18 protein-coding genes and 1 pseudogene are annotated in these 23,078 nt (G+C 71.9%); 8 read left to right on the top strand and 11 right to left on the bottom strand.

Features of this window, described 5'->3' with window-relative positions:
* Nucleotides 1–133 precede the first annotated feature (133 nt).
* The 4 genes and pseudogenes from ACFV04_RS29990 to ACFV04_RS30005 form a co-directional block, all read right to left on the bottom strand.
* Nucleotides 134–1,024, bottom strand: coding sequence for a metal-dependent hydrolase (locus ACFV04_RS29990; protein WP_380533774.1), 891 nt, complete (start codon nucleotides 1,022–1,024; stop codon nucleotides 134–136).
* An 86-nt stretch (nucleotides 1,025–1,110) separates the two neighbouring features.
* Nucleotides 1,111–2,139 carry a Yip1 family protein gene (locus tag ACFV04_RS29995; RefSeq protein ID WP_380336958.1) on the bottom strand — a complete coding sequence of 343 codons (1,029 nt, stop codon included), beginning with the start codon at nucleotides 2,137–2,139 and terminating at the stop codon, nucleotides 1,111–1,113.
* A 252-nt stretch (nucleotides 2,140–2,391) separates the two neighbouring features.
* Nucleotides 2,392–3,465: pseudogene (locus ACFV04_RS30000) on the bottom strand (sugar phosphate nucleotidyltransferase); the annotation flags it as partial.
* Between the two features lie 347 nt (nucleotides 3,466–3,812).
* A complete protein-coding gene (locus ACFV04_RS30005) occupies nucleotides 3,813–6,038 on the bottom strand; it encodes a (Fe-S)-binding protein (RefSeq protein WP_360253886.1) in 2,226 nt (741 codons plus the stop codon).
* A gap of 378 nt (nucleotides 6,039–6,416) precedes the next feature.
* Between ACFV04_RS30005 and dnaK the strand changes: the two genes are divergently transcribed.
* The 5 genes from dnaK to ACFV04_RS30030 all read left to right on the top strand — a co-directional run bounded on the left by dnaK (nucleotide 6,417) and on the right by ACFV04_RS30030 (nucleotide 11,897).
* Nucleotides 6,417–8,264, top strand: a complete 1,848-nt coding sequence (dnaK, locus tag ACFV04_RS30010) for a molecular chaperone DnaK (RefSeq protein WP_380533777.1) — start codon at nucleotides 6,417–6,419, stop codon at nucleotides 8,262–8,264.
* The gene (gene grpE, locus ACFV04_RS30015; protein ID WP_380336964.1) at nucleotides 8,261–8,878 is read left to right on the top strand and encodes a nucleotide exchange factor GrpE; all 618 of its coding nucleotides are present in this window, start codon (nucleotides 8,261–8,263) and stop codon (nucleotides 8,876–8,878) included. Before dnaK ends, grpE begins: the two co-directional genes overlap by 4 nt.
* 146 nt (nucleotides 8,879–9,024) lie before the next feature.
* Nucleotides 9,025–10,188, top strand: a complete 1,164-nt coding sequence (dnaJ, locus tag ACFV04_RS30020; protein WP_380533779.1) for a molecular chaperone DnaJ — start codon at nucleotides 9,025–9,027, stop codon at nucleotides 10,186–10,188.
* A gap of 16 nt (nucleotides 10,189–10,204) precedes the next feature.
* Nucleotides 10,205–10,726, top strand: coding sequence for a heat shock protein transcriptional repressor HspR (locus tag ACFV04_RS30025; protein WP_380337208.1), 522 nt, complete (start codon nucleotides 10,205–10,207; stop codon nucleotides 10,724–10,726).
* 181 nt (nucleotides 10,727–10,907) lie between these two features.
* A complete protein-coding gene (locus ACFV04_RS30030; protein ID WP_380336970.1) occupies nucleotides 10,908–11,897 on the top strand; it encodes a hypothetical protein in 990 nt (329 codons plus the stop codon).
* Between the two features lie 77 nt (nucleotides 11,898–11,974).
* Here the strand turns inward: ACFV04_RS30030 and ACFV04_RS30035 are convergent, their stop codons facing one another.
* A complete protein-coding gene (locus ACFV04_RS30035) occupies nucleotides 11,975–12,133 on the bottom strand; it encodes a hypothetical protein (RefSeq protein WP_380336972.1) in 159 nt (52 codons plus the stop codon).
* A gap of 332 nt (nucleotides 12,134–12,465) precedes the next feature.
* On the opposite strand from ACFV04_RS30035, the gene ACFV04_RS30040 reads away from it, so the two are divergent.
* Nucleotides 12,466–13,083, top strand: a complete 618-nt coding sequence (locus tag ACFV04_RS30040) for a hypothetical protein (RefSeq protein WP_360260169.1) — start codon at nucleotides 12,466–12,468, stop codon at nucleotides 13,081–13,083.
* 7 nt (nucleotides 13,084–13,090) lie between these two features.
* Here ACFV04_RS30040 and ACFV04_RS30045 read toward each other — a convergent pair whose 3' ends face one another.
* The 5 genes from ACFV04_RS30045 to ACFV04_RS30065 form a co-directional block, all read right to left on the bottom strand.
* Nucleotides 13,091–14,062 (bottom strand): LuxR C-terminal-related transcriptional regulator, encoded by a 972-nt coding sequence (locus ACFV04_RS30045; protein WP_380336974.1) that lies wholly within the window; start codon nucleotides 14,060–14,062, stop codon nucleotides 13,091–13,093.
* The gene (locus tag ACFV04_RS30050) at nucleotides 14,055–15,035 is read right to left on the bottom strand and encodes a LuxR family transcriptional regulator (RefSeq protein ID WP_380533782.1); all 981 of its coding nucleotides are present in this window, start codon (nucleotides 15,033–15,035) and stop codon (nucleotides 14,055–14,057) included. Before ACFV04_RS30050 ends, ACFV04_RS30045 begins: the two co-directional genes overlap by 8 nt.
* Nucleotides 15,028–15,960 (bottom strand): LuxR C-terminal-related transcriptional regulator, encoded by a 933-nt coding sequence (locus tag ACFV04_RS30055; RefSeq protein WP_380533784.1) that lies wholly within the window; start codon nucleotides 15,958–15,960, stop codon nucleotides 15,028–15,030. The genes ACFV04_RS30050 and ACFV04_RS30055 overlap by 8 nt, the downstream gene beginning before the upstream one ends.
* Entirely contained in the window at nucleotides 15,950–16,903 is a 954-nt protein-coding gene (locus ACFV04_RS30060; protein WP_360260160.1) for a LuxR C-terminal-related transcriptional regulator, read from the bottom strand. Before ACFV04_RS30060 ends, ACFV04_RS30055 begins: the two co-directional genes overlap by 11 nt.
* Before the next feature lie 777 nt (nucleotides 16,904–17,680).
* The gene (locus tag ACFV04_RS30065; RefSeq protein WP_380336980.1) at nucleotides 17,681–18,793 is read right to left on the bottom strand and encodes a TDT family transporter; all 1,113 of its coding nucleotides are present in this window, start codon (nucleotides 18,791–18,793) and stop codon (nucleotides 17,681–17,683) included.
* A 71-nt stretch (nucleotides 18,794–18,864) separates the two neighbouring features.
* Between ACFV04_RS30065 and ACFV04_RS30070 the strand changes: the two genes are divergently transcribed.
* Nucleotides 18,865–19,800, top strand: a complete 936-nt coding sequence (locus ACFV04_RS30070; RefSeq protein WP_380336983.1) for a LysR family transcriptional regulator — start codon at nucleotides 18,865–18,867, stop codon at nucleotides 19,798–19,800.
* 104 nt (nucleotides 19,801–19,904) lie between these two features.
* On the top strand, nucleotides 19,905–22,511 hold the full coding sequence (clpB, locus tag ACFV04_RS30075) for an ATP-dependent chaperone ClpB (RefSeq protein ID WP_380336985.1): 2,607 nt from the start codon (nucleotides 19,905–19,907) through the stop codon (nucleotides 22,509–22,511).
* 61 nt (nucleotides 22,512–22,572) lie between these two features.
* Here the strand turns inward: clpB and ACFV04_RS30080 are convergent, their stop codons facing one another.
* On the bottom strand, nucleotides 22,573–22,857 hold the full coding sequence (locus ACFV04_RS30080) for a helix-turn-helix transcriptional regulator (RefSeq protein WP_360260152.1): 285 nt from the start codon (nucleotides 22,855–22,857) through the stop codon (nucleotides 22,573–22,575).
* Between the last annotated feature and the right edge of the window lie 221 nt (nucleotides 22,858–23,078).

Genomic DNA, 23,078 nt, shown 5'->3' on the forward strand with positions numbered 1-23,078 from the left:
TTCCACCGCAGCAAGGACTGATCCGCAGGACCGCAGACGCGCGGAGCCGCCCGCGGTGCTTCCGGCGGACCTCAGGCCCGCTCCCGGTGCTTCCGGCGGACCTCAGGCCCGCTCCCGGTGCTTCCGGCGGACCTCAGGCCCGCTTGGGGCTGGTGACGGCGACCAGTTCGGTGCCGTCCTCGGACAGCCGCAGTTCGGTGCGCAGTTCGGCCAGCTCGCCGAGGTGGTGCAGGTGGGTGCCGCCGCAGAAGATCTGCGCGCCGCCCTCGGGGAGCTCGCAGTGCCACTGGCGGCGGGCGGTGAGTTCGGGACCGGGCACCTCGATGCGGACCGGGGCGTCGGCGGCGACCCAGGCGGCGAGCCGGGCGTTGACGTCCTCGGTGAGCGCGGGCAGGGCGTCGGCCAGGGCGGGGAACTCCTCGGTGGCGTCCGCCGTGAAGCCCTTCTTCTTGAGCGACTTGCCGAGCCGGTAGGTGTCGGTGCTGGCCTCGGTGTCCATCACCGAGCTCGCCATGGCGAGGCTGTCGAAGTCGGGGTTGCCGAAGGCGTCCGAGCGGCCCGGGTCCTTGCGCCAGCGCGGGGCGAGCGCCGCGTTGAGGGCGAGGGCGAGCAGGTGGCAGCCGCTGTGGGAGGCGCTGAGCGCTCCCCGGCGGCCGGCGTCGACGGCGAGCGCGGCGGTGCGGCCGGTGAGGTCGCCGGGGTCGGCGTCGAGGACGTGCAGGACCAGCCAGGACCATGCCTCGTCACCGCGCCGGACCGGGATGTCGGCGCCGACCAGCAGCGCGTCGTCCTCCGGGCCCACGGCGCCGGTCAGGCAGTCGACGACGGCGAACCCGGTGCCGTCGACGGTGAGGGTGCCGTGGTCGGCGGGCTGGTCGGGCCAGGTGTGGTCGAGCGGGTGGAACGGGGTCGCCGCGGTCACGACGGCGTACCGGCCGTCGGCCAGCGGGTGCACCGCGAGCACCGGGGACTCGCCGGTCACCGCCCCGGCCGGGAAGCTGACGTGGGTGGTGGGGAGGGTCATGCCTGGCTCCGGTGGACGTGGGACGACGAGGGTGGACGGGCCCCGGCGCTCGGCCGCGGCCCGTCCACCATTCTGCCCTTCGCCCGTCAGCCCAGTGTCGGCAGCTTGATCAGCACCAGCAGGGCGATCAGCTGCAGCGCCGAGGCGGCGGCGGCCTTGCCCCAGGGCAGGTCGTGCAGCCGCCGGACCATGCAGGTCAGCAGGTACGCGCAGAGCGCCCAGGTCGCCCAGCCGACGACCTGGACGACGGGGCTGCCGGAGGGCAGCACCAGGTCGAGCAGCAGCCGGGGGGCGTCGGTGAGCCAGCCGATGAGCGCGGCCAGGCCGACGGTCGACTTCCACGGCCCGTCGCCGCCCAGCTGGCGGGCCAGCGCGTAGGTGACCCCGCCGAAGACCGCGCCGACGACGGTGAAGCAGACGGCGGCGGCGAGGATGCCGGTCAGTGCGACGGTGAAGGTGGAGTTGACGATGTCGTCGTGGGTCAGCCCGATGCCGAGCACCGCGAGCGAGCCGTACAGCAGCGAGACGGTGAGGGCGGGCAGCCAGACCTGGTGGTCACGGGTGCGGTCGAACATCGCGGTCGGGCTGCGGAAGAGGCCGACGAACAGCTCGCGCCAGTGCGGCCGGGGGCCGGCGACGTGCGGGGCCGACTGGCCGCCGGCCCGGTAGACGGCGACGTTGTCCTGGCCGTACGACCCCTGCTGCTCGTGCGCCTGCTGCCCGTACGGCTGCTGCTGCCCGTGACCGTCGTGGGCGTAGCCGTCCGGCGGGTACTGCCCGTACCGGCCCTGGTCCGGGTACTGCCCCTGGTCGTACTGCCGCTGGTCGTAGTGGCCCTGGTGCGGGGGTTCCTGCCCGTACGGGCCGCCGCCCGGGTACGGGTCGCGCGTCGGGAACGCGCGGGTGTTCCCCGGCCGGTCGGCCGCGTACGGGTCGTACCCGTCGTCGGCCGTTCCCGCCGGGCCCCCCGCGGCTCCCGGGTGCGGGGCCGTGAAGAACTCCGGCCCGTCCGTCCGCCCGTGCCCCCCGGGCGCCCCCGGCGGCGGCGGAGGGGCCGACCACCCGCCGTGCGGGCGGTCGGAGCCCTGACCGCTGTCGTATCGATTACCAGCCACGCTCTGAAGGTACCCGTCCGGCCCGGGCCCCGTCGGCCTCTGACGGAGCCGGGGCCGGTTTGCAGCGAGGCTGAGACGAACAGGGCCGAAAGCCGCCCCGGGGCCCCGGGAAACCGGACGGCCGGATCGCGCGCGACCCGAGGACCGGAGGAGCCGGAGCGGCCCGGGAGGGCCGGACTACCGCTGCGCGGTGACCGACGGGCCGTGCACCGCCGCCGCCGCGCTGGTACCGGCCGGGCAGCCGCCCGGGCCGGCCGAGGTCCGGACGGCACCGACCGGCAGCAGGGTGCCGCAGGCGATCCGGATGCCGGTCGGGAGCTCGTTGTCCGACTCCACGATCGCGCCGTCGCCGATCACCGCGCCGTCCAGCGCCGAGCGGTCGCCGACGGTGGCGTAGGCGCCCACGATCGAGTCCTTGACCAGGGTGTCCGGGCCGATCACCGCGCCCGGCAGGATCACGCTGCCCTCGACGATCGCACCGGCCTCGACCACCGCGTCCGCGGAGATCACGGTGCCGCCGCTGAGCACCGCGCCCGGGTGGACGGTGGCGCCGGGCAGCAGCAGGGCGTCGCCGGTCGGACCGGGGACGGCCGGGGAGTCGACCTTGCCGAGCACCAGGTCGGCCGAGCCCCGGACGAAGGCGGCGGGGGTGCCGAGGTCCAGCCAGTACGAGGTGTCGACCACGCCGCGCAGCAGCGCGCCGGTGGCCAGCAGCTCGGGGAAGGTCTCGCGCTCGACGGACACCTCGCGGCCGGCCGGGATCCGGTCGATCACGGAGCGGGTGAAGACGTAGCAGCCGGCGTTGATCTGGTCGGTGACGATCTGCTCGGGCGTCTCCGGCTTCTCCAGGAACTCCAGTACCCGCCCGTTCTCGTCGGTCGGGACGAGACCGAAGGCGCGCGGGTCCTCGACCCGGGTGAGGTGCAGGGTGACGTCGGCCCCGGCGGCCACGTGGCCGTCGCGCAGGGCGGCGATGTCGACGCCGGAGAGGATGTCGCCGTTGAAGACCAGGACCGGCTCGTCGGGGCCGCAGGTCAGGCCGGAGGCGGCGTTGCGGATGGCCCCGCCGGTGCCCAGCGGCTCGCGCTCGGTCAGGTAGACCAGCTCGATGCCGTACGGGGTGCCGTCCTGGAAGTGGTCCTCGAACACCTCGGCCAGGTACGAGGTGGCCAGCACGACGCGGGTGACGCCGGCGGCGGCCGCCCGGGCCAGCTGGTGCGCGATGAAGGGGACGCCTGCCACGGGCAGCATGGGCTTGGGGGTGTGGGTGGTCAGCGGACGCAGTCGCGTGCCCTTACCACCGACCAGCATGATCGCCTCGGTCATGGTCTGCGCTGTTCCCCTTGTGGTCTCTGCGGTCCGGCCCGGCGGGCCGGCGCCTCCGTCGGTGTTCTGGACCCGTCCGTCCGGCCGGCGCGGGTCGGCGCCCGTCCGGCCTTGCGCCCGGAACGGGTGGACCGGCACGGAGCCGGTCCGGCGCCTACTGTATTTCCTTCCAACCGAATGCCCGTCCGGCGCCCGTGCGACGGACGTCACTCCCCGTCCGCCCGCCGTACCGCCGAGGGCCACCGCAGTACCCCGAAAGCCCGGCCCGGCGGGCGCGTTGGCGGCGTCCACCGGGCCGGGCAGTTGTAGCAGAACTGTCGAACAGCGGGCTTCGGGGCCGCGGACGGCTACGCGTCCACGGTCTCCGGGTGCTCCTCGGCCTCGGCCGGCGGGGTGGCCTTCACCGAGTCGAGCAGCAGCTGGGCGACGTCGACGACCTTCAGGTGCTCCTTGGCCGCGCCCTCGTTCTTCTTGCCGTTGACCGAGTCGGAGAGCATCACCAGGCAGAACGGGCAGGCGGTGGAGACGATGTCGGGGTTGAGCGACAGCGCCTCGTCCACGCGCTCGGTGTTGATCCGCTTGCCGATGCGCTCCTCCATCCACATCCGGGCGCCGCCGGCGCCGCAGCAGAAGCCGCGCTCCTTGTGGCGGTGCATCTCCTGCTGGCGCAGACCGGGGACCTTGTCCATGATCTCGCGCGGCGGGCTGTAGACCTTGTTGTGGCGGCCCAGGTAGCAGGGGTCGTGGTAGGTGATCAGGCCCTCGACCGGGTTGACCGGGACGAGCTTGCCCTCGTCGATCAGGTGCTGCAGCAGCTGGGTGTGGTGGATCACCTCGAAGTGACCGCCGAGCTGCGGGTACTCGTTGGCGATGGTGTTGAAGCAGTGCGGGCAGGTGGCCACGATCCGCTTGGTCGGGGCGTCCTCCAGCGCGGCGTTCAGCGTCTCCACGTTCTGCGCGCCGAGCATCTGGAACAGGAACTCGTTGCCCAGGCGGCGCGGGGAGTCACCGCTGCAGGTCTCCTCCTTGCCGAGGATGGCGAACTTCACGCCCGCGGTGTGCAGCAGCTCGGCGAAGGCCTTGGTGGTCTTCTTGGCGCGGTCCTCCAGGGCGCCGGCGCAGCCGACCCAGTAGAGGTACTCGACCTCGGCGGGGTCGATGTCCTCGCCGATCACCGGCACCTCGATGCCGGTGTCCTTCTTGAGCTCCTTGACCCAGTCGAGGCGGGCCTTGGTGGCCATGCCCCACGGGTTGCCCTTGTTCTCCAGGTTCTTGAGCATCGTCCCGGCCTCGGTCGGGAAGTTGCTCTCGATCATCACCTGGTAGCGGCGCATGTCGACGATGTGGTCGATGTGCTCGATGTCCACCGGGCACTGCTCGACGCAGGCGCCGCAGGTGGTGCAGGACCACAGGACGTCCGGGTCGATGACGCCGTTCTCCTCGGCGGTGCCGATCAGCGGGCGCTCGGCCTCGGCCAGGGCGGCCGCCGGGACGTCCTTGAGCTGCTCGGGGGTGGCCTGCTCGTTCCCCTCCGCGTCCTTGCCGCCGCCGGCCAGCAGGTACGGCGCCTTGCCGAAGGCGTGCTCGCGCAGGCTCATGATCAGCAGCTTGGGCGAGAGCGGCTTGCCGGTGTTCCAGGCCGGGCACTGCGACTGGCAGCGGCCGCACTCGGTGCAGGTGGAGAAGTCGAGGATGCCCTTCCAGGAGAAGTGCTCGACCTGGGAGACGCCGAAGACGGCGTCGTCGGCCGGGTCCTCGAAGTCGATCGGCTGGCCGTTGCTGGTCATCGGACGGAGCTCGCCGAGGGCGGTGCCGCCGTCCTCCTCGCGCTTGAAGTAGATGTTGAAGAAGCCGAGGAAGCGGTGCCAGGCGACGCCCATCGAGGGGTTGATGCCGATGGTGGTGGCCCACGCGAACGAGATGCAGATCTTCAGCATCGCGAACAGGTAGATCAGGTTCTCCAGCGTGCCGTGCGACAGCCCGCTGAGCGCGGAGACCAGCGGGTACGAGACCAGGTGCTCCGGTCCGTACGAGTCGACGCCGTCGAGGGCGCCCTCCAGCGCGCGCAGCATCAGGATGCAGAGGCCGATGCCGAGGATGGTGTACTCGACGTAGAAGGCCTGCCAGGCGATCGAGCCGGCGAACCGGGACTTGCGGCCGGACCGCGACGGCAGGCTCATCAGCCGGATCACGATCAGGGTCAGGATGCCCAGCGTGGTCAGGGTGCCGACCAGCTCGACGAAGAGCTGCCAGATCATCCAGTGACCGATGATCGGCAGCGCGAAGTCGGCGTCGAACAGCTGGCCGAAGGCGTTGACGATGGTCAGCACCAGGCTGAAGAAGCCGACGGCGACGAACCAGTGGGCGATGCCCACGATCCCCCAGCGGTTCATCCTGGTGTGGCCGACGAACTCGACGGCCACGGTCTTGACGCGCTGGGCGGGCTGTCCGAAGCGGGTGGAGTCCGCCGCCCCGGTGCGCACCACCTTGTAGATGTACAGCGCCGCACGGGCGGCGAGCGCGGTGCCGATCACGAATGTGACCAGCGAGATGACGATCGCTGCTAGCTGCATCGGCTCTCCGTCTCCTGCGGCTTTGCGGTTGAGCAGTCTCTGCGGTTCTAGGGTTGTCGACTTGAGTGTACTGGTCGGTAACTTGCCGGGCCGACGGCCCGGACATTACAGGTCGCCAACAGCTCTCCAGAAGGTTCCCAAGCTATGGCGGCAGTCACGTGTCCGCACCCCCGCCACGACGGGACCGCGGCCCCCCGCCCGGACGGACCGTCCGTACCCCACCGGATCCACCCGCCCCCGGAGCCGCTCCGCCGGGCCACCGCGGCACGGTCCGGCTCAGCAAAGTTGAGCGACTCGCACTCATGCCTGTTGACGCTGCCCACCGGGTCATGCATCCTTGAGCCCGTAAAGCTCAACTCTTCCGTGGAGGTATCTACGATGGCACGCGCGGTCGGCATCGACCTCGGTACGACGAACTCGGTCGTCAGCGTTCTGGAGGGTGGCGAGCCCACCGTCATCACGAACGCCGAGGGCGCCAGGACCACGCCGTCCGTCGTCGCCTTCGCCAAGAACGGCGAGGTCCTGGTCGGCGAGGTGGCCAAGCGTCAGGCGGTCACCAACGTCGACCGGACCATCCGCTCGGTCAAGCGCCACATGGGCACCGGGTGGAAGATCAACCTGGACGGCAAGGACTTCAACCCGCAGCAGATCAGCGCCTTCATCCTGCAGAAGCTGAAGCGGGACGCCGAGGCCTACCTGGGCGAGACGGTCACCGACGCCGTCATCACCGTCCCGGCGTACTTCTCGGACTCCGAGCGCCAGGCCACCAAGGAGGCCGGTGAGATCGCGGGCCTCAACGTCCTGCGCATCGTCAACGAGCCGACCGCGGCCGCCCTCGCGTACGGCCTCGACAAGGACGACCAGACCATCCTGGTCTTCGACCTCGGCGGCGGCACCTTCGACGTCTCCCTGCTGGAGATCGGCGACGGGGTCGTCGAGGTGAAGGCCACCAACGGTGACAACCACCTCGGTGGTGACGACTGGGACCAGAAGGTCGTCGACCACCTGGTCAAGGTCTTCCAGAGCGGCCACGGCGTCGACCTGTCCAAGGACAAGATGGCCCTGCAGCGTCTGCGCGAGGCCGCCGAGAAGGCCAAGATCGAGCTGTCCTCGTCCTCCGAGACCTCGATCAACCTGCCCTACATCACGGCCTCCGCCGAGGGCCCGCTGCACCTGGACGAGAAGCTCACCCGGGCCCAGTTCCAGCAGCTGACCTCGGACCTGCTGGAGCGCTGCAAGATCCCGTTCCACAACGTGATCAAGGACGCCGGCATCTCGCTCTCCGAGATCGACCACGTCGTCCTCGTCGGCGGCTCCACCCGCATGCCGGCCGTCGCCGAGCTCGTCCGCGAGCTGACCGGCGGCAAGGACGCCAACAAGGGCGTCAACCCGGACGAGGTCGTCGCCATCGGCGCCTCGCTCCAGGCCGGTGTCCTCAAGGGCGAGGTCAAGGACGTCCTGCTGCTCGACGTCACCCCGCTGTCCCTCGGCATCGAGACCAAGGGCGGCATCATGACCAAGCTGATCGAGCGCAACACCACGATCCCGACCAAGCGCTCCGAGATCTTCACCACGGCCGAGGACAACCAGCCGTCCGTGCAGATCCAGGTCTACCAGGGCGAGCGCGAGATCGCCGCGTACAACAAGAAGCTCGGCATGTTCGAGCTGACCGGCCTGCCGCCGGCGCCGCGCGGCCTGCCGCAGATCGAGGTCACCTTCGACATCGACGCCAACGGCATCATGCACGTGGCCGCGAAGGACCTCGGCACCGGCAAGGAGCAGAAGATGACCGTCACCGGCGGCTCCTCGCTGCCGAAGGACGAGGTCGACCGCATGCGCCGCGAGGCCGAGCAGTACGCGGAGGACGACCACAAGCGCCGCGAGGCCGTCGAGACCCGCAACTCCGCCGAGCAGCTCGTCTACTCGACCGAGAAGTTCATCGCCGACAACGCCGACAAGCTCCCCGGCGACGTCAAGACCGAGGTCGAGACCGCCATCGGCGAGCTCAAGGAGGCCCTGAAGGGCGAGGACATCGCGAAGATCCGCGAAGCCTCGGAGAAGGTCTCCACCACCGCGCAGAAGCTCGGCCAGGCGCTGTACGCCAACGCCGACGCCACCGCCGGTGCCGCCGGGGCCGCCGACTCCGCCCAGGCCAAGGCCGACGACGACGTCGTCGACGCCGAGATCGTGGACGACGAGAAGCCCAAGGGCGGTGCGTCGGCATGACGGACAAGCCGCAGGGCGGAAAGCCCGGCGACGACTCCGCCGCCGAAGAGGCCGTGATCAAGGCCGCCGAGGAAGCCGCGTCGGCCGGTGCCGCCGAGGGTTCCCCGGAGGAGCTCGCCACCGCCAAGCGCGAGCTGGCCGAGCGCACCGCGGACCTGCAGCGCCTGCAGGCCGAGTACCAGAACTACCGCAAGCGGGTCGAGCGCGACCGGCTGACGGTCCGCGAGATCGCGGTCTCCAACATCCTGGAGTCCCTGATCCCCGTCCTGGACGACATCGGCCGCGCCCGCGAGCACGGCGAGGTCACCGGCGGCTTCAAGTCCGTCGCCGAGTCCCTGGAGACGGTCGTCGCCAAGCTGGGCCTGCAGCAGTTCGGCAAGGAGGGCGAGCCCTTCGACCCGACCATGCACGAGGCGCTGATGCACAGCTACTCCTCGGACGTCACCGAGGACACCTGCGTGCAGGTCCTCCAGCCCGGCTACCGCATCGGCGAGCGGATCATCCGCCCGGCGATGGTCGCCGTCGCGGAGCCCCAGCCGGGCACCCAACCGGCCGCCGACACCGACGCGAAGTCGGGCGACGCGGACAAGTCCGACGGTGGCTCGGACAGCTGACACCCTGTGACAGCCGAAAACCAGTGCGCTGCGGAGTCGTACGCCGGCCAGTACGGCGGCCGGCTCCGCAGCGCTCTGTCGACAGCCGCGTCCCCGCGCGCTGTTGACAGCCCAGTGACGATGGACATCGGGAGGTGGCTCAAGCCGTGAGCGGTAAGGACTACGTGGAGAAGGACTACTACAAAGTCCTGGGCGTGCCCAAGGACGCCACCGCCACCGAGATCAAGAAGACCTACCGCAAGCTCGCGCGCGAGTTCCACCCCGACGCCAACAAGGGTGACGCCAAGGCCGAGGAGCGGTTCAAGGACATCTCCGAGGCGTACGACGTCCTCTCCGACGAGAAGCGCCGCAAGGAGTACGACGAGGCCCGCAGCCTCTTCGCCAACGGCGGTTTCCGGGCCGGCGGCGGCCCCGGCGGCGCCGGCAACTACAGCTTCGACTTCGGCGACCTCTTCAGCGGCAACCAGGGCGGCGGCGGCAGCAGCGGCGGACTCGGCGACGTCTTCGGCGGCCTCTTCAACCGCGGCGGCCCCCGACAGGCCCAGCCCCGGCGCGGCGCCGACGTCGAGACCGAGGTGACGCTCTCCTTCGAGGAAGCCGTCGACGGCGCGACCGTCCCGCTGCGGATGACCAGCCAGGCGCCCTGCCGCACCTGCAACGGCACCGGCGCCAAGTCCGGCACCACCCCCCGGGTCTGTCCCACCTGCGTCGGCGCGGGCACCGTCAGCCGCGGCCAGGGCGCCTTCGCGCTCTCCGAGCCGTGCAAGGACTGCCGCGGCCGGGGCATGATCGTCGACGACCCGTGCACCGACTGCCACGGCAGCGGCCGGGCCAGCTCCGCCCGCACCATGCAGGTCCGCATCCCGGCCGGCGTCCAGGCCGACCAGCGCATCCGGCTCAAGGGCAAGGGCGCCCAGGGCGAACGCGGCGGACAGCCCGGCGACCTCTACGTCACCGTGCACGTCGACCCGCACCCGGTCTTCGGCCGCAAGGGCGACAACCTCACCGTCACCGTCCCCGTCACCTTCCCCGAGGCCACCCTCGGCGCCACCATCGAGGTACCCACCCTCGGCGGCCCCGGCGTGAAGCTCAAACTCCCCCCGGGCAGCGCCAACGGCCTCACCATGCGCGCCCGCGGCAAGGGCGCCACCCGCAAGGACGGCACCCGCGGCGACCTCCTCGTCACCGTCGAGGTCGTGGTGCCCCAGCACGTCAGCGGCGACGCGCTGAACGCCCTGGAGCAGTACCGCGAGGCCACCGCCTCCGACGATCCGCGAGCAGCCCTCTTCCGGGCGGCGAAGGGAGCGTGACGACCAGATGTCCCCGATGAATCCGATCAACCACGACGGCCCGATCGGCCCCGGCATCGGCGAAGGCCTGCCCGGCGACGGCACCCGCCGCACCCGCCGGGCCCCCTCGGCCCCGCCGGCGTACGTCCTCACCGAGGACACCCCGGTCTACGTCATCTCCGTGGCCGCCGAACTGTCCGGCCTGCACCCGCAGACCCTCCGCCAGTACGACCGCCTCGGCCTGGTCTGCCCCGACCGCACCGCCGGCCGCGGCCGCCGCTACTCCGCCCGCGACATCCAGCAACTGCGCGAGGTCCAGCGGCTCTCCCAGGACGAAGGCATCAACCTGGCGGGCATCAAGCGGATCATCGAGCTGGAGAACCAGGTCACCGCCCTCCAGTCCCGCATCGCCGAACTGGTCGACTCCCTGGAGGGCGCCGCCACCGCCCTCCAGCAGCGCGAGGCCGCCGTCCACGCCTCCTACCGCCGCGACCTCGTCCCCTACCAGCCGCCCACCCCGCACTCCAGCGCCCTCGTCGTCTGGCGCCCCAAGCGCTGACCCGGCCCACGGACACCGCCGCCGGCCCCCTCCTGTTCGGGGGGTGCCGGCGGCTCGGTCTTGGTGAGAGAGTGCGGTCACATTCCCTCTCCGGAGGACGCACAGGATCTGGCATGCTGAACTCGATTCAGCGTCAGTGCTGACAGGACGCAGGTATCACGGCAACGGCAGGGAGTCGCGGATGAGTGAACGAGAGCAGCCCCTTGCCGCTGGCTTGACCGTCGTCTCGGCAGAAGCACGAGAGCTGTATCTGACCGTCATCCGGGGAGACGGCAGGCTGCCGTTGGGATCCAATGTCGATCGAAATGGTTCCGCGCGCGACGAGCTGGTGCGGATTGGCCTTCTCGTACCCGACAGCGATGATCCGACCATTTTCATAGCCGCCGACCCCACGCAGCTCTCGACCAGCCTCAGTCATTCATGGCAGCGCCAGGCATTGGAACTCCTGTCGCGCGCGGTATCCCTCCCCTCCGAACTGCAGGAACTCGCACGGGAATTCCATACCCCGAAGCACCGCGGAGGGTCGATCGAGTACGTGCAGGGGAAGGCGCTTATTCGTCAGCGGCTGGAACAGTTCAGGGACTCCGGTCTGGAGGAGGCCCTGGCGCTCCAGCCGGGCGGTCCCCGGCAACCGGACCTTCTCGCCGGGATGATCGAACAGGACCTGGAAACGCTCCGCAGCGGCACGCAGATGCGGACCATCTACCATGCCAGCACTCGATACCATCAGCCGACCAGGGACTACGTGGCCACGCTCGCCCGGGCCGGCGGCCAGTACCGAACCCTTGACGAGCCCTATACGCGGCTCATAGTGATGAATCGACGCGTCGCCGTGATCCCGATCGCCGACGACATGAGCCTCGCGGCGTTCATATATGACCCGGCAGTCGTCAACTACCTCGCCGAAGAGGTGTTCGAGCGGTGCTGGAGCCGGGCCCTGGAATTCGAGGGCGCCCGCACGGTGCCGCAGCAAGTGGTGTCACGCCTGCGTCAGACCATCATCGACCAGATGCTCGAAGGCACCAATCACCGGGTCATCGCAAGGCGCCTGGGGATCAGCGAGCGAACGCTTGCAAGACACATAGCCGAAATGCGAGACGACTATAAAGTCGACTCGCTGTTCCAGCTCGGCTACGTCCTCGGCCGAAAGGCGCACGAATCCACCGACTGATCGACGTGCCCATTCGCGCGACAGGTCGACGGGATATTCAAAACCCCGACAGGGGACGGACGTTCACACGGCCGAGTTCACTGCCAAGAGATATCGTCCGCAACGGTCACGGCGGCCCGGGTGTCGATCGCGCCGTGCGAGTCGACAGCATCCGCGAGAGAGCCGGCGCCGAGCACAGCCGCGGCAACGGCCAACGAAAGTACGACCTTGCAGACAAACCGGCGCATGTCGGTCACGCCCCCACTCTCTCTGTCGAGAATCTCCACTAGAAGCGTCGAACAGGATAACGGCTCACCCAGTAACGCGCGAGGGGGAGGTTGTCACCCCCGGGTTACGGGCTGTGCGTCATCTCCCTGCCAGGCATCCAGATGACACTGGCCAACCCTGGACGCGGCGCTGCCCTGCGATGGACGATCAGTTCGCTCCCAATGGTCCGGCAAGACACCACACCTTGCCAATGTACCGTCAAATACTAAGTGCTTCACCAGCAGCACCACCCCACAGAGCAGCCCACATCCAACGCATCGCCGACGCTCACTCTCCCGGTCGGCCTTTCCCCGGAGTCGACATGACCGAGCCCTACCTGCGTCACCACGACAGCCAGGCCCCCGAGGGCCGGCGTGCACGTGTGTTCCTGGCCGCGCCGCTGATGCGGCTGACCGGCCCGGCCGACAGTGTGGTGACGCTCGCCAGCCGGACGCGGCTGACGACGCTCCGCACCACCCTGCTCCGCAGCGGTGCCGCCGTGTACAGCGCGCACCACAGTGACGCCTGGACCATCTCCGGCCGCGCGCCGGAGCCCCGTGTTCCGTCCGACTTCCGCGCCCTGCAGTCCGCGGACCTCGTGTTCGCCTACGTGGGAGCGCCGCTCTCGGCCGGCGTGAGTCTGGAGCTGGGCTGGGCGTCTGCGCTGCGGAAGCCGATCGTCCTCCTGGTCGACGAGGCCATCACCCACAACCCGCTGATCGCCACCATCGAGCAGGTCGCCCCCGTCCTGCCGCTCGTCTTCGACGACACCTGGTCGCAGGAGGCCCTCAACCACACGGTGGAGACCGCGCTGGACTGGGCCGGCATGGCCCTCTCCCTGCGCGAGGGCTTCTGGACCGCCCCCGGCGAGCAGTTCACCGTCCCCCGGCAGCAGCCCCCGGTCCCCGGCTACTGGCCGACCGGCGCCGCCACCGGCTGAGCAGAGCTCACCCACCGGACTCCCCCGTCCGGGCTCCCCGCATCTGCCAGCCCAGTTGGAACAGCGTCTCCGCGTCGTACTGCTCACGCAGCCGGGCGATGTGACCGGCCACCGTCCGCTCGCTCAGCCCCATCCGACTGGCGATCGCCCGCTGCGTGAGGCCCCGGGCCAGCAGACGGCCCACCTGCTCGTGAACGGTCGGCTCGATCGAACCAGACGCCAGGGAAGCCCAGTTGACGCCCTCGGCCTCCTTCCAGTGCAGTTCGAAGTCGCGAACCAGGAAGTCGACCACGGCCGGGTCCTCGATGACCGCCGCGCTGGCGTGGTCCGATGCGGTGGGCACCACGGCGACGGCGCGGTCGAAGATCATCACGCGGGAGAACGAGAACGGCGTCACCCGGAGGTGGCAGCCGAGCTCAGTGAGCCGGGCAGCCAGTCGGACTGTCGGGGCGTCGAGCCGGGCCCCGGACTCGTACAGACTGCGGATCGAGCCGCCCATCGCCAGGAAGCGGCGGACGTGGTCCACGGTGTCGTCGGCGGCGTCCGCCGGGCGGGCCCCGCCCGGGTGGGCGGCGAGCGCCTCGTGGCGGAGTTCCTCGGTCAGCTGGGCGATCTGGTGCCGGATGTTCTCCATGCCCTCGATGATCCGGGTGCTCCCGGAGCCGCCGGGGCGTCGGGGCGCCGAGTCGTAGGCGGCGGTGAGGTCGCCGAACAGGTCCGGCAGTTCCTCGGCCCGCATGAACAGGCGGGTACCGGCCGAGCGCAGGTCGGTGCCTATCCGGGCTGTCACCGAACGCGGGTCGACCGCGCTGAACGAGCCGTCGGAGACGTAGGGCTTGAGCAGGCCCAGGTCCAGCAGTGCTCGGACCGACCCCTCGTCCTCCGCCGCGATGTCGGCGATCCGGATGCGGCCGCCCTCTCCGAGCACCGCACGGTACAGCTCCCGGGCGGCGGCGTCGGGCAGGTCGGGCTCAGACATCGCGCTCACCCCTCATCTGCCAGCCCAGTTGGAACAGCGTCTCCGCGTCGTACTGCTCACGCAGCCGGGCGATGTGACCGGCCACCGTGCGCTCGCTCAGGCCGAGGCGGGTGGCGACGGCGCGCTGGGTGCGGCCGCGGGCGAGCAGGCGGGCCACCTGCTCGTGGGCCGTCGACGCGGCGGAACCGTCGGCGAGAGCGGACCAGTTGACGCCTTCGGCCTGCTGCCAGAGCTGTTCGAAGGTGTCGACGACGAAGGCCACCATCGCCGGGTCGTCGACCACGGCGGCACTGGTGTAGTCGGCGGCGGCGGGGATGACGGCGACGGTGCGGTCGAAGACCAGGAAGCGTTGGAAGGGCACGTCGACGAGCCGGGTGGTGCAGCCGAGTCGGGTGACCTCGGCGGCGAACCGGACGGTTGCCGGGTCGAGTTTGGCCGAGGACTCGTACAGGGTCCGCACGGTTCCACCGCGTTCGTGGACACGGCGAGCACGGTCGAGGGAGTCGGGCAGCAGCTCGGCAGGGCGGGGACCGCCGGGCTGGGCGGTCATGGTCTCGGTGGGGAACTCCTGTGCCAGCTGCTCCAGTTCGTGCCGGATGTCCTCCTTCGCAGTGAGGTAACGCGCGCCGGTCGCCGCGCGCCGCCGCTTCGGGGTCGCGTCGTAGGCGCGGGTGAGTTCGCCCAGCAGGTCGGGAAGCCGCTCGGCCTCGGTGAGCAGGCGGGCGCTCTGCAGTCGGATCGCGGTGCCGATCCGCTCGGTGGCACCCCTGGGGTCGACGGCGCTGTAGGCGGCGTCCTGCAACTGCGGTACCAGAAGCCCGAGTTCCACCAGCCGTCGGAGCGCGGGGCCGTCGTCCGGGCCGACCTCGGCGGCGCGGACGCGGCCGCCCTCGCGGAGGACGGCGAGGTAGAGGGCGCGGGCGGCGGGGTCCGGGAGGGCGGCGGAGAGCAGCGTGGAGGTGGTGTCAGTCACGGCGTTCTCCGCGCAGGCGCCAGCCGAGGTGGAAGAGGGTGCGGGCGCCGTGGCGGTCGCGCAGCCGGGAGATGTGGGCGGCGACGGTGCGTTCGCTGAGGCCGAGGCGGGTGGCGACGGCACGCTGGGTGAGGCCGCGGGCGAGCAGCCGGCCGACCCGGACGGTGGTGGGGTGCGGGGGGTCGAGGTGGTGGTCGGCGGGGGTGGCGCGGGCCCAGTCGCGTTCGAAGTGGGCGACGAGGTGGGCCACGACGGCGGGGTCGGTGAGGACGGTGGCGCGGCTGCGGTCCTCGGCGGCGGGGATGACGGCGGCCTTGCGGTCGAAGACGAGCAGCCGTTCGTACGGTTCGGCGAGCAGTCGGACCCGGGCGCCCTGCCGGGTGCGGAGGGCGACCTGGCGCTGGACGGTGTGGTCGACGAGGGCGGCGGGCTGGTAGAGGGTGCGCAGGCTGCATCCGCGGCGGAGCAGGGAGAGGTCCTGGGCGAGGGCCATCCGGAGGCCGTCGACCGGGCGGGGGCCGGGTTGGGCGGCGAGGACTTCCTCCTGGCACTCCGAGACGAGTTCGGAGATGTGCTGGCGGATGTCGGCGTTGCCGTCGAGGTGGACGGCGTCGCCGTCCGGTCCGTGCGGGCGGCGCACGGCGTCGTAGGCGAGGGCGAGCGGGGCGAGGGCGTCGGGGAGCCGTTCGGCGTGCTGGAGCAGGCGGGTGGCGCGGGTGCGCAGTTCGGAGCCGAGGCGGTCGCCGAGGGCGCGCGGGCTGGCGGCGGTCCAGCCGGTGGGTGTGGTGGTGAGGAGGCCGCGGGCGACGAGGGCGGCGAAGGCGGGGCGGTCGGCGGGGGCGAGGTGTTCGGGGCACAGTCGGCCGCCGCCGCGGACGACGGCGAGGTAGAGGGCGCGTTCGGCCTGGCCGGGTTCATCGGTCATCGCGTGCTCCTCTCATGAGCCAGCCGAGCTGGAAGAGGGTCTGGGCGCCGTGGCGGTCGCGCAGCCGGGAGATGTGGGCGGCGACGGTGCGTTCGCTGAGGCCGAGGCGGGTGGCGACGGCACGCTGGGTGAGGCCGCGGGCGAGCAGCCGGCCGACGCGGTCGGGGATGGTGCGGGTGGGGCCCTGGCCGAGGGCAGCGGCGGCTTCGGCGGTGTCGGCGCGGGCCCAGTCGCGTTCGAAGGTGCCGATCAGGAAGGTGATGGTGGCCGGGTCGCTGATGAAGGCGGCGGTGCTGTTGTCGTCGCTGGCGGAGATCACGGCGACGGTGCGGTCGAAGACGATGAGCCGCTGGAAGGGTTCGTCGAGGACGCGGATGAGGGAGCCGTGCCGGGTGACTTCCTCGGCGTAGGCGAGGGCGGGCGGTTCGGCGAGGGCGACCGGCTGGTAGATGGTGCGCAGCGAGCAGCCGCGCTGGAGGAGCTGGACGTCCTGGAGGAGGGCGACCTGCAGGGTGTCGGCGGGGCGGTGGCCGGGTTGGGCGGTGAGGACCTCGGAGCGGCAGTCGGAGACCAGTTGGGAGATCCGCTGGCGGATGTGGACGTGTCCTTCGACGTGGACGGCGCCGCCGGCCCGACCGGAGGGCCGGGGCATGGCGTCGTAGGCGCGGGTGAGGCCGTCGAGGGCGCCGGGGAGGTTCTCGGCGCGGACCAGCAGCCGGGTGGCTTCGCTGCGGAGTTCGGAGCCGAGGCGGTCGCTGACGGAGCGCGGGCTGACGGCGGTGTAGCAGCGGTCCATCGGGTTGACCATCAGCAGGCCGATGTCGATGAGCTGCTGGAGGGCGGCCCGGTCGGTGTCGGTGACGCCGGCGCAGGGGATGCGGCCGCCTGCGGCGATGATCGCCAGGTACAGCTGTCGGGCGGCCTCGTCGGGTTCCTCGCCCACGGGTCCTGCCTGGTGCGGTGCGACCGCCCGTTCCGCCGTCACGTCGCACTCTCCCTGCCGGACGCCTCTCCCCTGGTGCTGCCCGCGTTCTGTGCGGGCCGCGCTCCCCCGCCGCACGAGCCGTGGGTGCCGGTTGCCGGGCGGGCTCACGGTACCGGGTGGCCGGTACGGCGTGATCATGCGGTTCGGCGGTCGCGGGACCGCTGGGACGGCGGGCCCCCGGGCCCGGGTGCCGTCGCACACCGGGACGTCCGGGGGCCGCCGTCTGCACGCCAATGCCACGGCGCTTCCGTCGAGGCGGAGCAGCAACGCCTCGACGGCTCCGGTCCCGGGGGCCATCACCACACATGGCTCCCGGCCGGCGCTCTTCCCCCCCGTTCCACCGGCGCGGGAATGGTGCGCCGACGGTCAGTTCCGAAGAGCAAGTCGCCACCTTCGGGCTGCGGTTGCCCGGGCGACTTGGCGTGTCTCCACCCTCACAGTGTGACGGCCGGTGAACAAGTGCAGCCCGAGTGCATGTTCGCGCAATTGCAGTTACCTGCACCGATGGGCGGGGCCGGGGTCTCGTGCGGCGGCGCGGATTCCGGTAAAGGCCGAGGCCAGCGGGGGGTGGTCGCGCCGCCCGGCGGTACCGCCGGTTGGCTGTGCACGGTCATTTCACGGGTGCGCGTTCCTGCAACGGCGGCATGGTCCTGAGCTGCACGTCTACGCGCGGTGACAATCCGCCTCCCGGACGCGCCCCCGGGACGCCCGCGGCGGCCCCCGCCCGCCCCCGGGTCAGCGCGCCAGCAGCCGCCCGCGCGCCAGGCCCGCCGCGGTACCGCCCGCCGCGAGCGCCCAGGCGACCGCCAGTAGCAGGAACAGCCCGGCGGCCAGCGCGGTGAAGCCCCCGAAGCCGGTGTGCCGGGAGAGCGCGGAGGCGCCGGTGACGCAGGTGCCGATCGGGAAGGTGTACGCCCACCAGGTCATCGCGAAGGGCATCCCGGCCCGGCGGGCGCGCAGGTTGGCGGCGAGCGCGACGGCCAGCCACAGCACGGCGACGCCCATCACCGCGACGCCGTACAGCTCGGCGAGGTCGAGCATGGCGGGTGCCAGCGCGGGCAGCACCGGGCGGGCGGCGTCGGCCAGCTGGTGGACGGCGGTGACGGACTGGCCGAGCGGGCCGAGCACCAGGAACAGCGAGGGGGTGAGCACCAGGGCGGGCAGCTTGCTGTGGAACAGCCCGGTGAAGACCACCGGCAGCAGCACCAGGGTGGCCGACAGCCCGATCCCGAACAGTGCGCAGCAGGCGTACAGCATGGCCTGCCGGGCCGTCCCGGCCGGCAGGTGCGGGACCAGCGCCGGGCCGCAGGCGGAGGCGACCAGCGGGGCGACCACCGGCAGCAGCCAGGTGGGGTTGGCCTCCAGGGCGGAGAGCCGGTGCCGGGTGATCATCAGGTACGGGATGCCGCCGGCGACGGCCAGCGCGTACAGGGTGCCGACGCCCCACAGCACGGCGTCCACGGCGACCGCCGGGCCGGTGCCGATGACCCGGGAGCCGAGCAGGAGGGTCCCGAGGCCGACCGCGAGCAGCGCCATCGGCGGGCAGCCGTAGAAGACGGCGACGGCCGGCTGCTCCAGCAGGTGGGCGCGGGCGGCCCCGCGGTGACGGGTGAGGTGGACCAGCCGGGCCGTGCCCAGCACCAGCAGGGCGGCCAGGCCGAGCGCCCACATCACCTCGCCGAAGCCGATCAGCCCGGGCAGCCGGACGGGCAGGGCGGCGGCGCCGTTGCCGATGATCGCGGTGCCCATCACGGCGGCGTACCAGTTGGGGCCGAGCTGGGAGAGGTCGTACCGGGAGCGGCGGGCGGCGGGGCGGGTGAGGGGGCGGGATTCGGCCAAGGTGGACATGCTTCCCACCATCGACCCGAAGGGCGGCCGCCGGTAGCGCCGAGGATCCTATGGGGACATAGCCTGGATCTATGGCCCTCTCTCCGCGTGTCCCCGAACTCGGCGCCCTGGAACTGCTGCTCGCCGTGGCCCGGCTGGGCAGCGTCGGACGGGCGGCGGCCGAGCTGGGCGTCAGCCAGCCGACCGCCAGCGCCCGGATCAAGGGCATGGAGCGGCAGATCGGCGTCCCGCTGCTGGACCGCTCGCCCCGGGGCAGCCGGCCGACCGAGGCGGGCCGGCTGGTGGTGGAGTGGGCCCGGCACGTGGTGGAGGCCGCACAGGCGCTGGACGCCGGGATCGACGCGCTGCGCGAGCGCCGGGACGCCAAGCTGCGGGTGGTGGCCAGCCTGACGGTCGCCGAGTACCTGATGCCGGGCTGGCTGCTGGGGCTCTCCGAGGCCAGTCCGGGCACCGCGGTGACGCTGCGGACCGCCAACTCGGCGGAGGTCGCCGGGCACGTCCTGGCCGGGCACGCCGACCTCGGCTTCGTCGAGGGCCCGGCCACCCCGCCCGGGCTGGCCGGCGCGGTGGTGGCCGCCGACCGGCTGGTGGTCGTGGTGGCGCCCGGCCACCCGTGGGCGCGCCGCCGCACCCCGCTGACCGGGCCGGAACTGGCGGCCACCCCTCTGGTGCTGCGCGAGCCCGGCTCGGGCACCCGGGAGGTGCTGGAGACGGCGCTGCGGCCGTTCGGGGGCGCCGCGCAACCGCGCCTCGAACTGGCCTCGTCCACCGCGCTGAAGGCGGCGGCGATGACCGGGGCCGGGCCGGTCTGCCTGAGCGAGCTGGCGGTGGTGGAGGAGCTGGCGACCCGGCGGCTGGTCGAGGTGCCGCTGACGGAGGACCTGGACCTGCGGCGGCCGCTGCGGGCGGTGTGGCCCGCCGGGCAGCGGCCGGGTGGGCCCGCCCGGGAGCTGCTGGTGCTGACCCGGCGGCCCGCCCCCAGGCGTTCAGCCGGAAGTCGCCCCTGAGTCCGGAAGGATTGAGCCCGAGAAAAGGTTGAGCGGAGTAGACTCAACTTATTGCATGCTGCGGATGGCAGCAGCGAAGGACGACGAGGGAGGACCCCCCAGCAGTGGACGCCAGCAAGTTCACCACCAAGACGCAGGACGCCCTGTCCGCCGCGATCCGGCAGGCGGGCGCGTCCGGCAACCCGGACGTCAAGCCGGTGCACATCCTGATCGCCCTGCTGGAGCAGCCCGAGGGCATCGCCCGGCCCCTGCTGGAGGCGGTCGGGGCGAACACCGCCCGGATCGACGCCGAGGCCCGCCGCCAGTCGGCCGGGCTGCCCAGCGCGATGGGCTCGACGGTCGCCGCGCCCCAGCTCGCCCGGGACACCCTGGCGGTGCTCACCGAGGCCGGCAAGCGCGCGGACGACCTGGACGACCAGTACGTCTCCACCGAGCACCTGATGGTCGGCCTGGCCGCCGAGGGCGGTCCGGTCGCCGAGCTGCTGGTGCAGCAGGGCGCCACGCCCAAGGCGCTGCTCGCCGCGTTCAAGGACGTCCGCGGCAGCGGCCGGGTCACCTCACCGGACCCGGAGGGCACCTACAAGGCGCTGGAGAAGTACGGCACCGACCTCACCCAGGCCGCCCGCGACGGCAAGCTCGACCCGGTGATCGGCCGGGACCAGGAGATCCGCCGGGTCGTCCAGGTGCTCTCCCGCCGGACCAAGAACAACCCGGTGCTGATCGGCGAGCCCGGCGTCGGCAAGACCGCCGTGGTCGAGGGCCTGGCCCAGCGCATCGTGGCCGGCGACGTACCGGAGTCGCTGCGCGGCAAGCGGCTGGTCGCACTGGACCTCGGCGCGATGGTCGCGGGCGCCAAGTTCCGCGGCGAGTTCGAGGAACGGCTGAAGGCCGTCCTGAACGACATCAAGGCCTCCGACGGCCGGGTCGTCACCTTCATCGACGAGCTGCACACCATGGTCGGCGCGGGCGCCGGCGGCGACTCCGCGATGGACGCGGGCAACATGCTCAAGCCGATGCTGGCCCGCGGCGAGCTGCGGATGGTCGGCGCGACCACGCTCGACGAGTACCGCGAGCGGATCGAGAAGGACCCGGCCCTGGAACGGCGCTTCCAGCAGGTACTGGTGGGCGAGCCCAGCGTGGAGGACTCGATCGCCATCCTGCGCGGCCTCAAGGGCCGGTACGAGGCGCACCACAAGGTGCAGATCTCGGACGCCGCCCTGGTCGCCGCGGCCACCCTGTCCAACCGCTACATCACCTCGCGCTTCCTGCCCGACAAGGCGATCGACCTGGTCGACGAGGCGGCCTCCCGGCTGCGGATGGAGATCGACTCCTCCCCGGTCGAGATCGACGAACTCCAGCGCGCCGTGGACCGGTTGCGGATGGAGGAGCTGGCCCTGGAGAAGGAGTCGGACCCGGCCTCGGTCGACCGGCTGGCCCGGCTGCGGCGCGACCTCGCCGACAGGAACGAGCAGTTGAGCGTGCTCACGGCGCGCTGGGAGCAGGAGAAGAAGAGCCTCAACCGGGTCGGCGAGCTCAAGGAACGGCTCGACGACCTGCACGGCGCCCTCGAACGCGCCCAGCGCGACGGCGACTTCGAGCGTGCGTCCAAGCTGATGTACGCCGAGATCCCGGCCGCCGAGACGGAGCTCACCGACGCCCAGGAGCGCGCGGCGGGCCAGGACGCCTCCGAGTCGATGGTCAAGGAGGAGGTCGGTCCGGACGACGTGGCCGACGTGGTCGCCTCCTGGACGGGCATCCCGGCCGGCCGTCTGCTGGAGGGCGAGAGCGCCAAACTCCTGCGCATGGAGGAGGAGTTGGGCAAGCGCCTGATCGGCCAGGCGGAGGCCGTGCGGGCCGTCTCGGACGCGGTGCGCCGCACCCGCTCCGGCATCGCCGACCCGGACCGCCCGACCGGCTCCTTCCTCTTCCTCGGCCCGACCGGCGTCGGCAAGACCGAACTCGCCAAGGCCCTGGCCGACTTCCTGTTCGACGACGAGCGGGCGATGGTCCGGATCGACATGAGCGAGTACGGCGAGAAGCACTCGGTGTCCCGCCTGGTCGGCGCCCCGCCCGGGTACGTCGGCTACGAGGAGGGCGGCCAGCTCACCGAGGCGGTCCGCCGCCGCCCGTACAGCGTCGTCCTGCTGGACGAGGTGGAGAAGGCGCACCCGGAGGTCTTCGACGTCCTGCTCCAGGTGCTGGACGACGGGCGGCTCACCGACGGCCAGGGCCGCACGGTCGACTTCCGCAACGCCATCCTGATCCTCACCTCCAACCTGGGCAGCCAGTACCTGGTCGACCCGAACATCCCGGAGGACGGGAAGAAGGCGCTGGTCCTGGAGTCCGTCCGGTCCGCGTTCAAGCCGGAGTTCCTCAACCGGCTGGACGACATCGTCGTCTTCGACCCGCTGGGCACCGGCGAGCTGAGCCGGATCGTCGACCTGCAGATCGCCCGCCTCGGCGAGCGGCTGAACGAGCGGCGGCTCACCCTGGACGTCTCCGGGGCCGCCCGCGACTGGCTGGCGCTCACCGGCTACGACCCGGCGTACGGCGCCCGCCCGCTGCGCCGGCTGGTGCAGTCCGCGATCGGCGACCAGCTGGCCCGGGCGATCCTGTCCGGCGCGGTGCACGACGGGGACACCGTCCTGGTCGAGCTGGACGAGGACGGCGACCGCCTGACCGTCCGCGGCCGGGGGCCGCTGGAGAAGTAGTGCCGCACGCGGGCCGTTCCCGACCACCCGGAGTGGTCGGGAACGGCCCCCGCCGTCACGCTCAGTCGGCCGCACCCCTGCGCTGCCGCCGCCTCGACCGGTCCCGCCAGCTGCGTGCCAACCGGTGCAGCTCGGCCACCTGGGCCTCCGGCAGGTTCCAGGTCTGGGTCAGCAGCCGCAGCGTCGAGACCCGCGGGCAGGACACGCCCCGCTCCAGGTCGCGGATCGACCGCACGCTCAACCCCGTCGCGTCACCCAGCCGCTCCTGCGTCATCCCCCGGTCCAGCCGGATGGTCCGCAGCAACGCCCCGAGCGATGCACCCTCCCCCGTCACCGTTCCGTCCATGTTTGCTCCCCCCTCAACTCAGAACATCTCAACTTGCCCGTACAGGACGGACTTTGCATGAAGTGAGTTCCGTCGCACGCTAACCGCATCCGGCCCGCACGGCAGCCGAACCCGCGCGCCGGGCGCGTGACGTGGCTCACTCAAGCCCGCCCGTGCGGCCCGCACCACGGTCCTGCACCCACCCCGGACACCCTCCGTCACCGGCGTCCGCCCGAGCCCCT

Origin of the sequence: Kitasatospora sp. NPDC059599 (assembly GCF_042735125.1) — a bacterium.
Lineage (GTDB): Bacteria > Actinomycetota > Actinomycetes > Streptomycetales > Streptomycetaceae > Kitasatospora.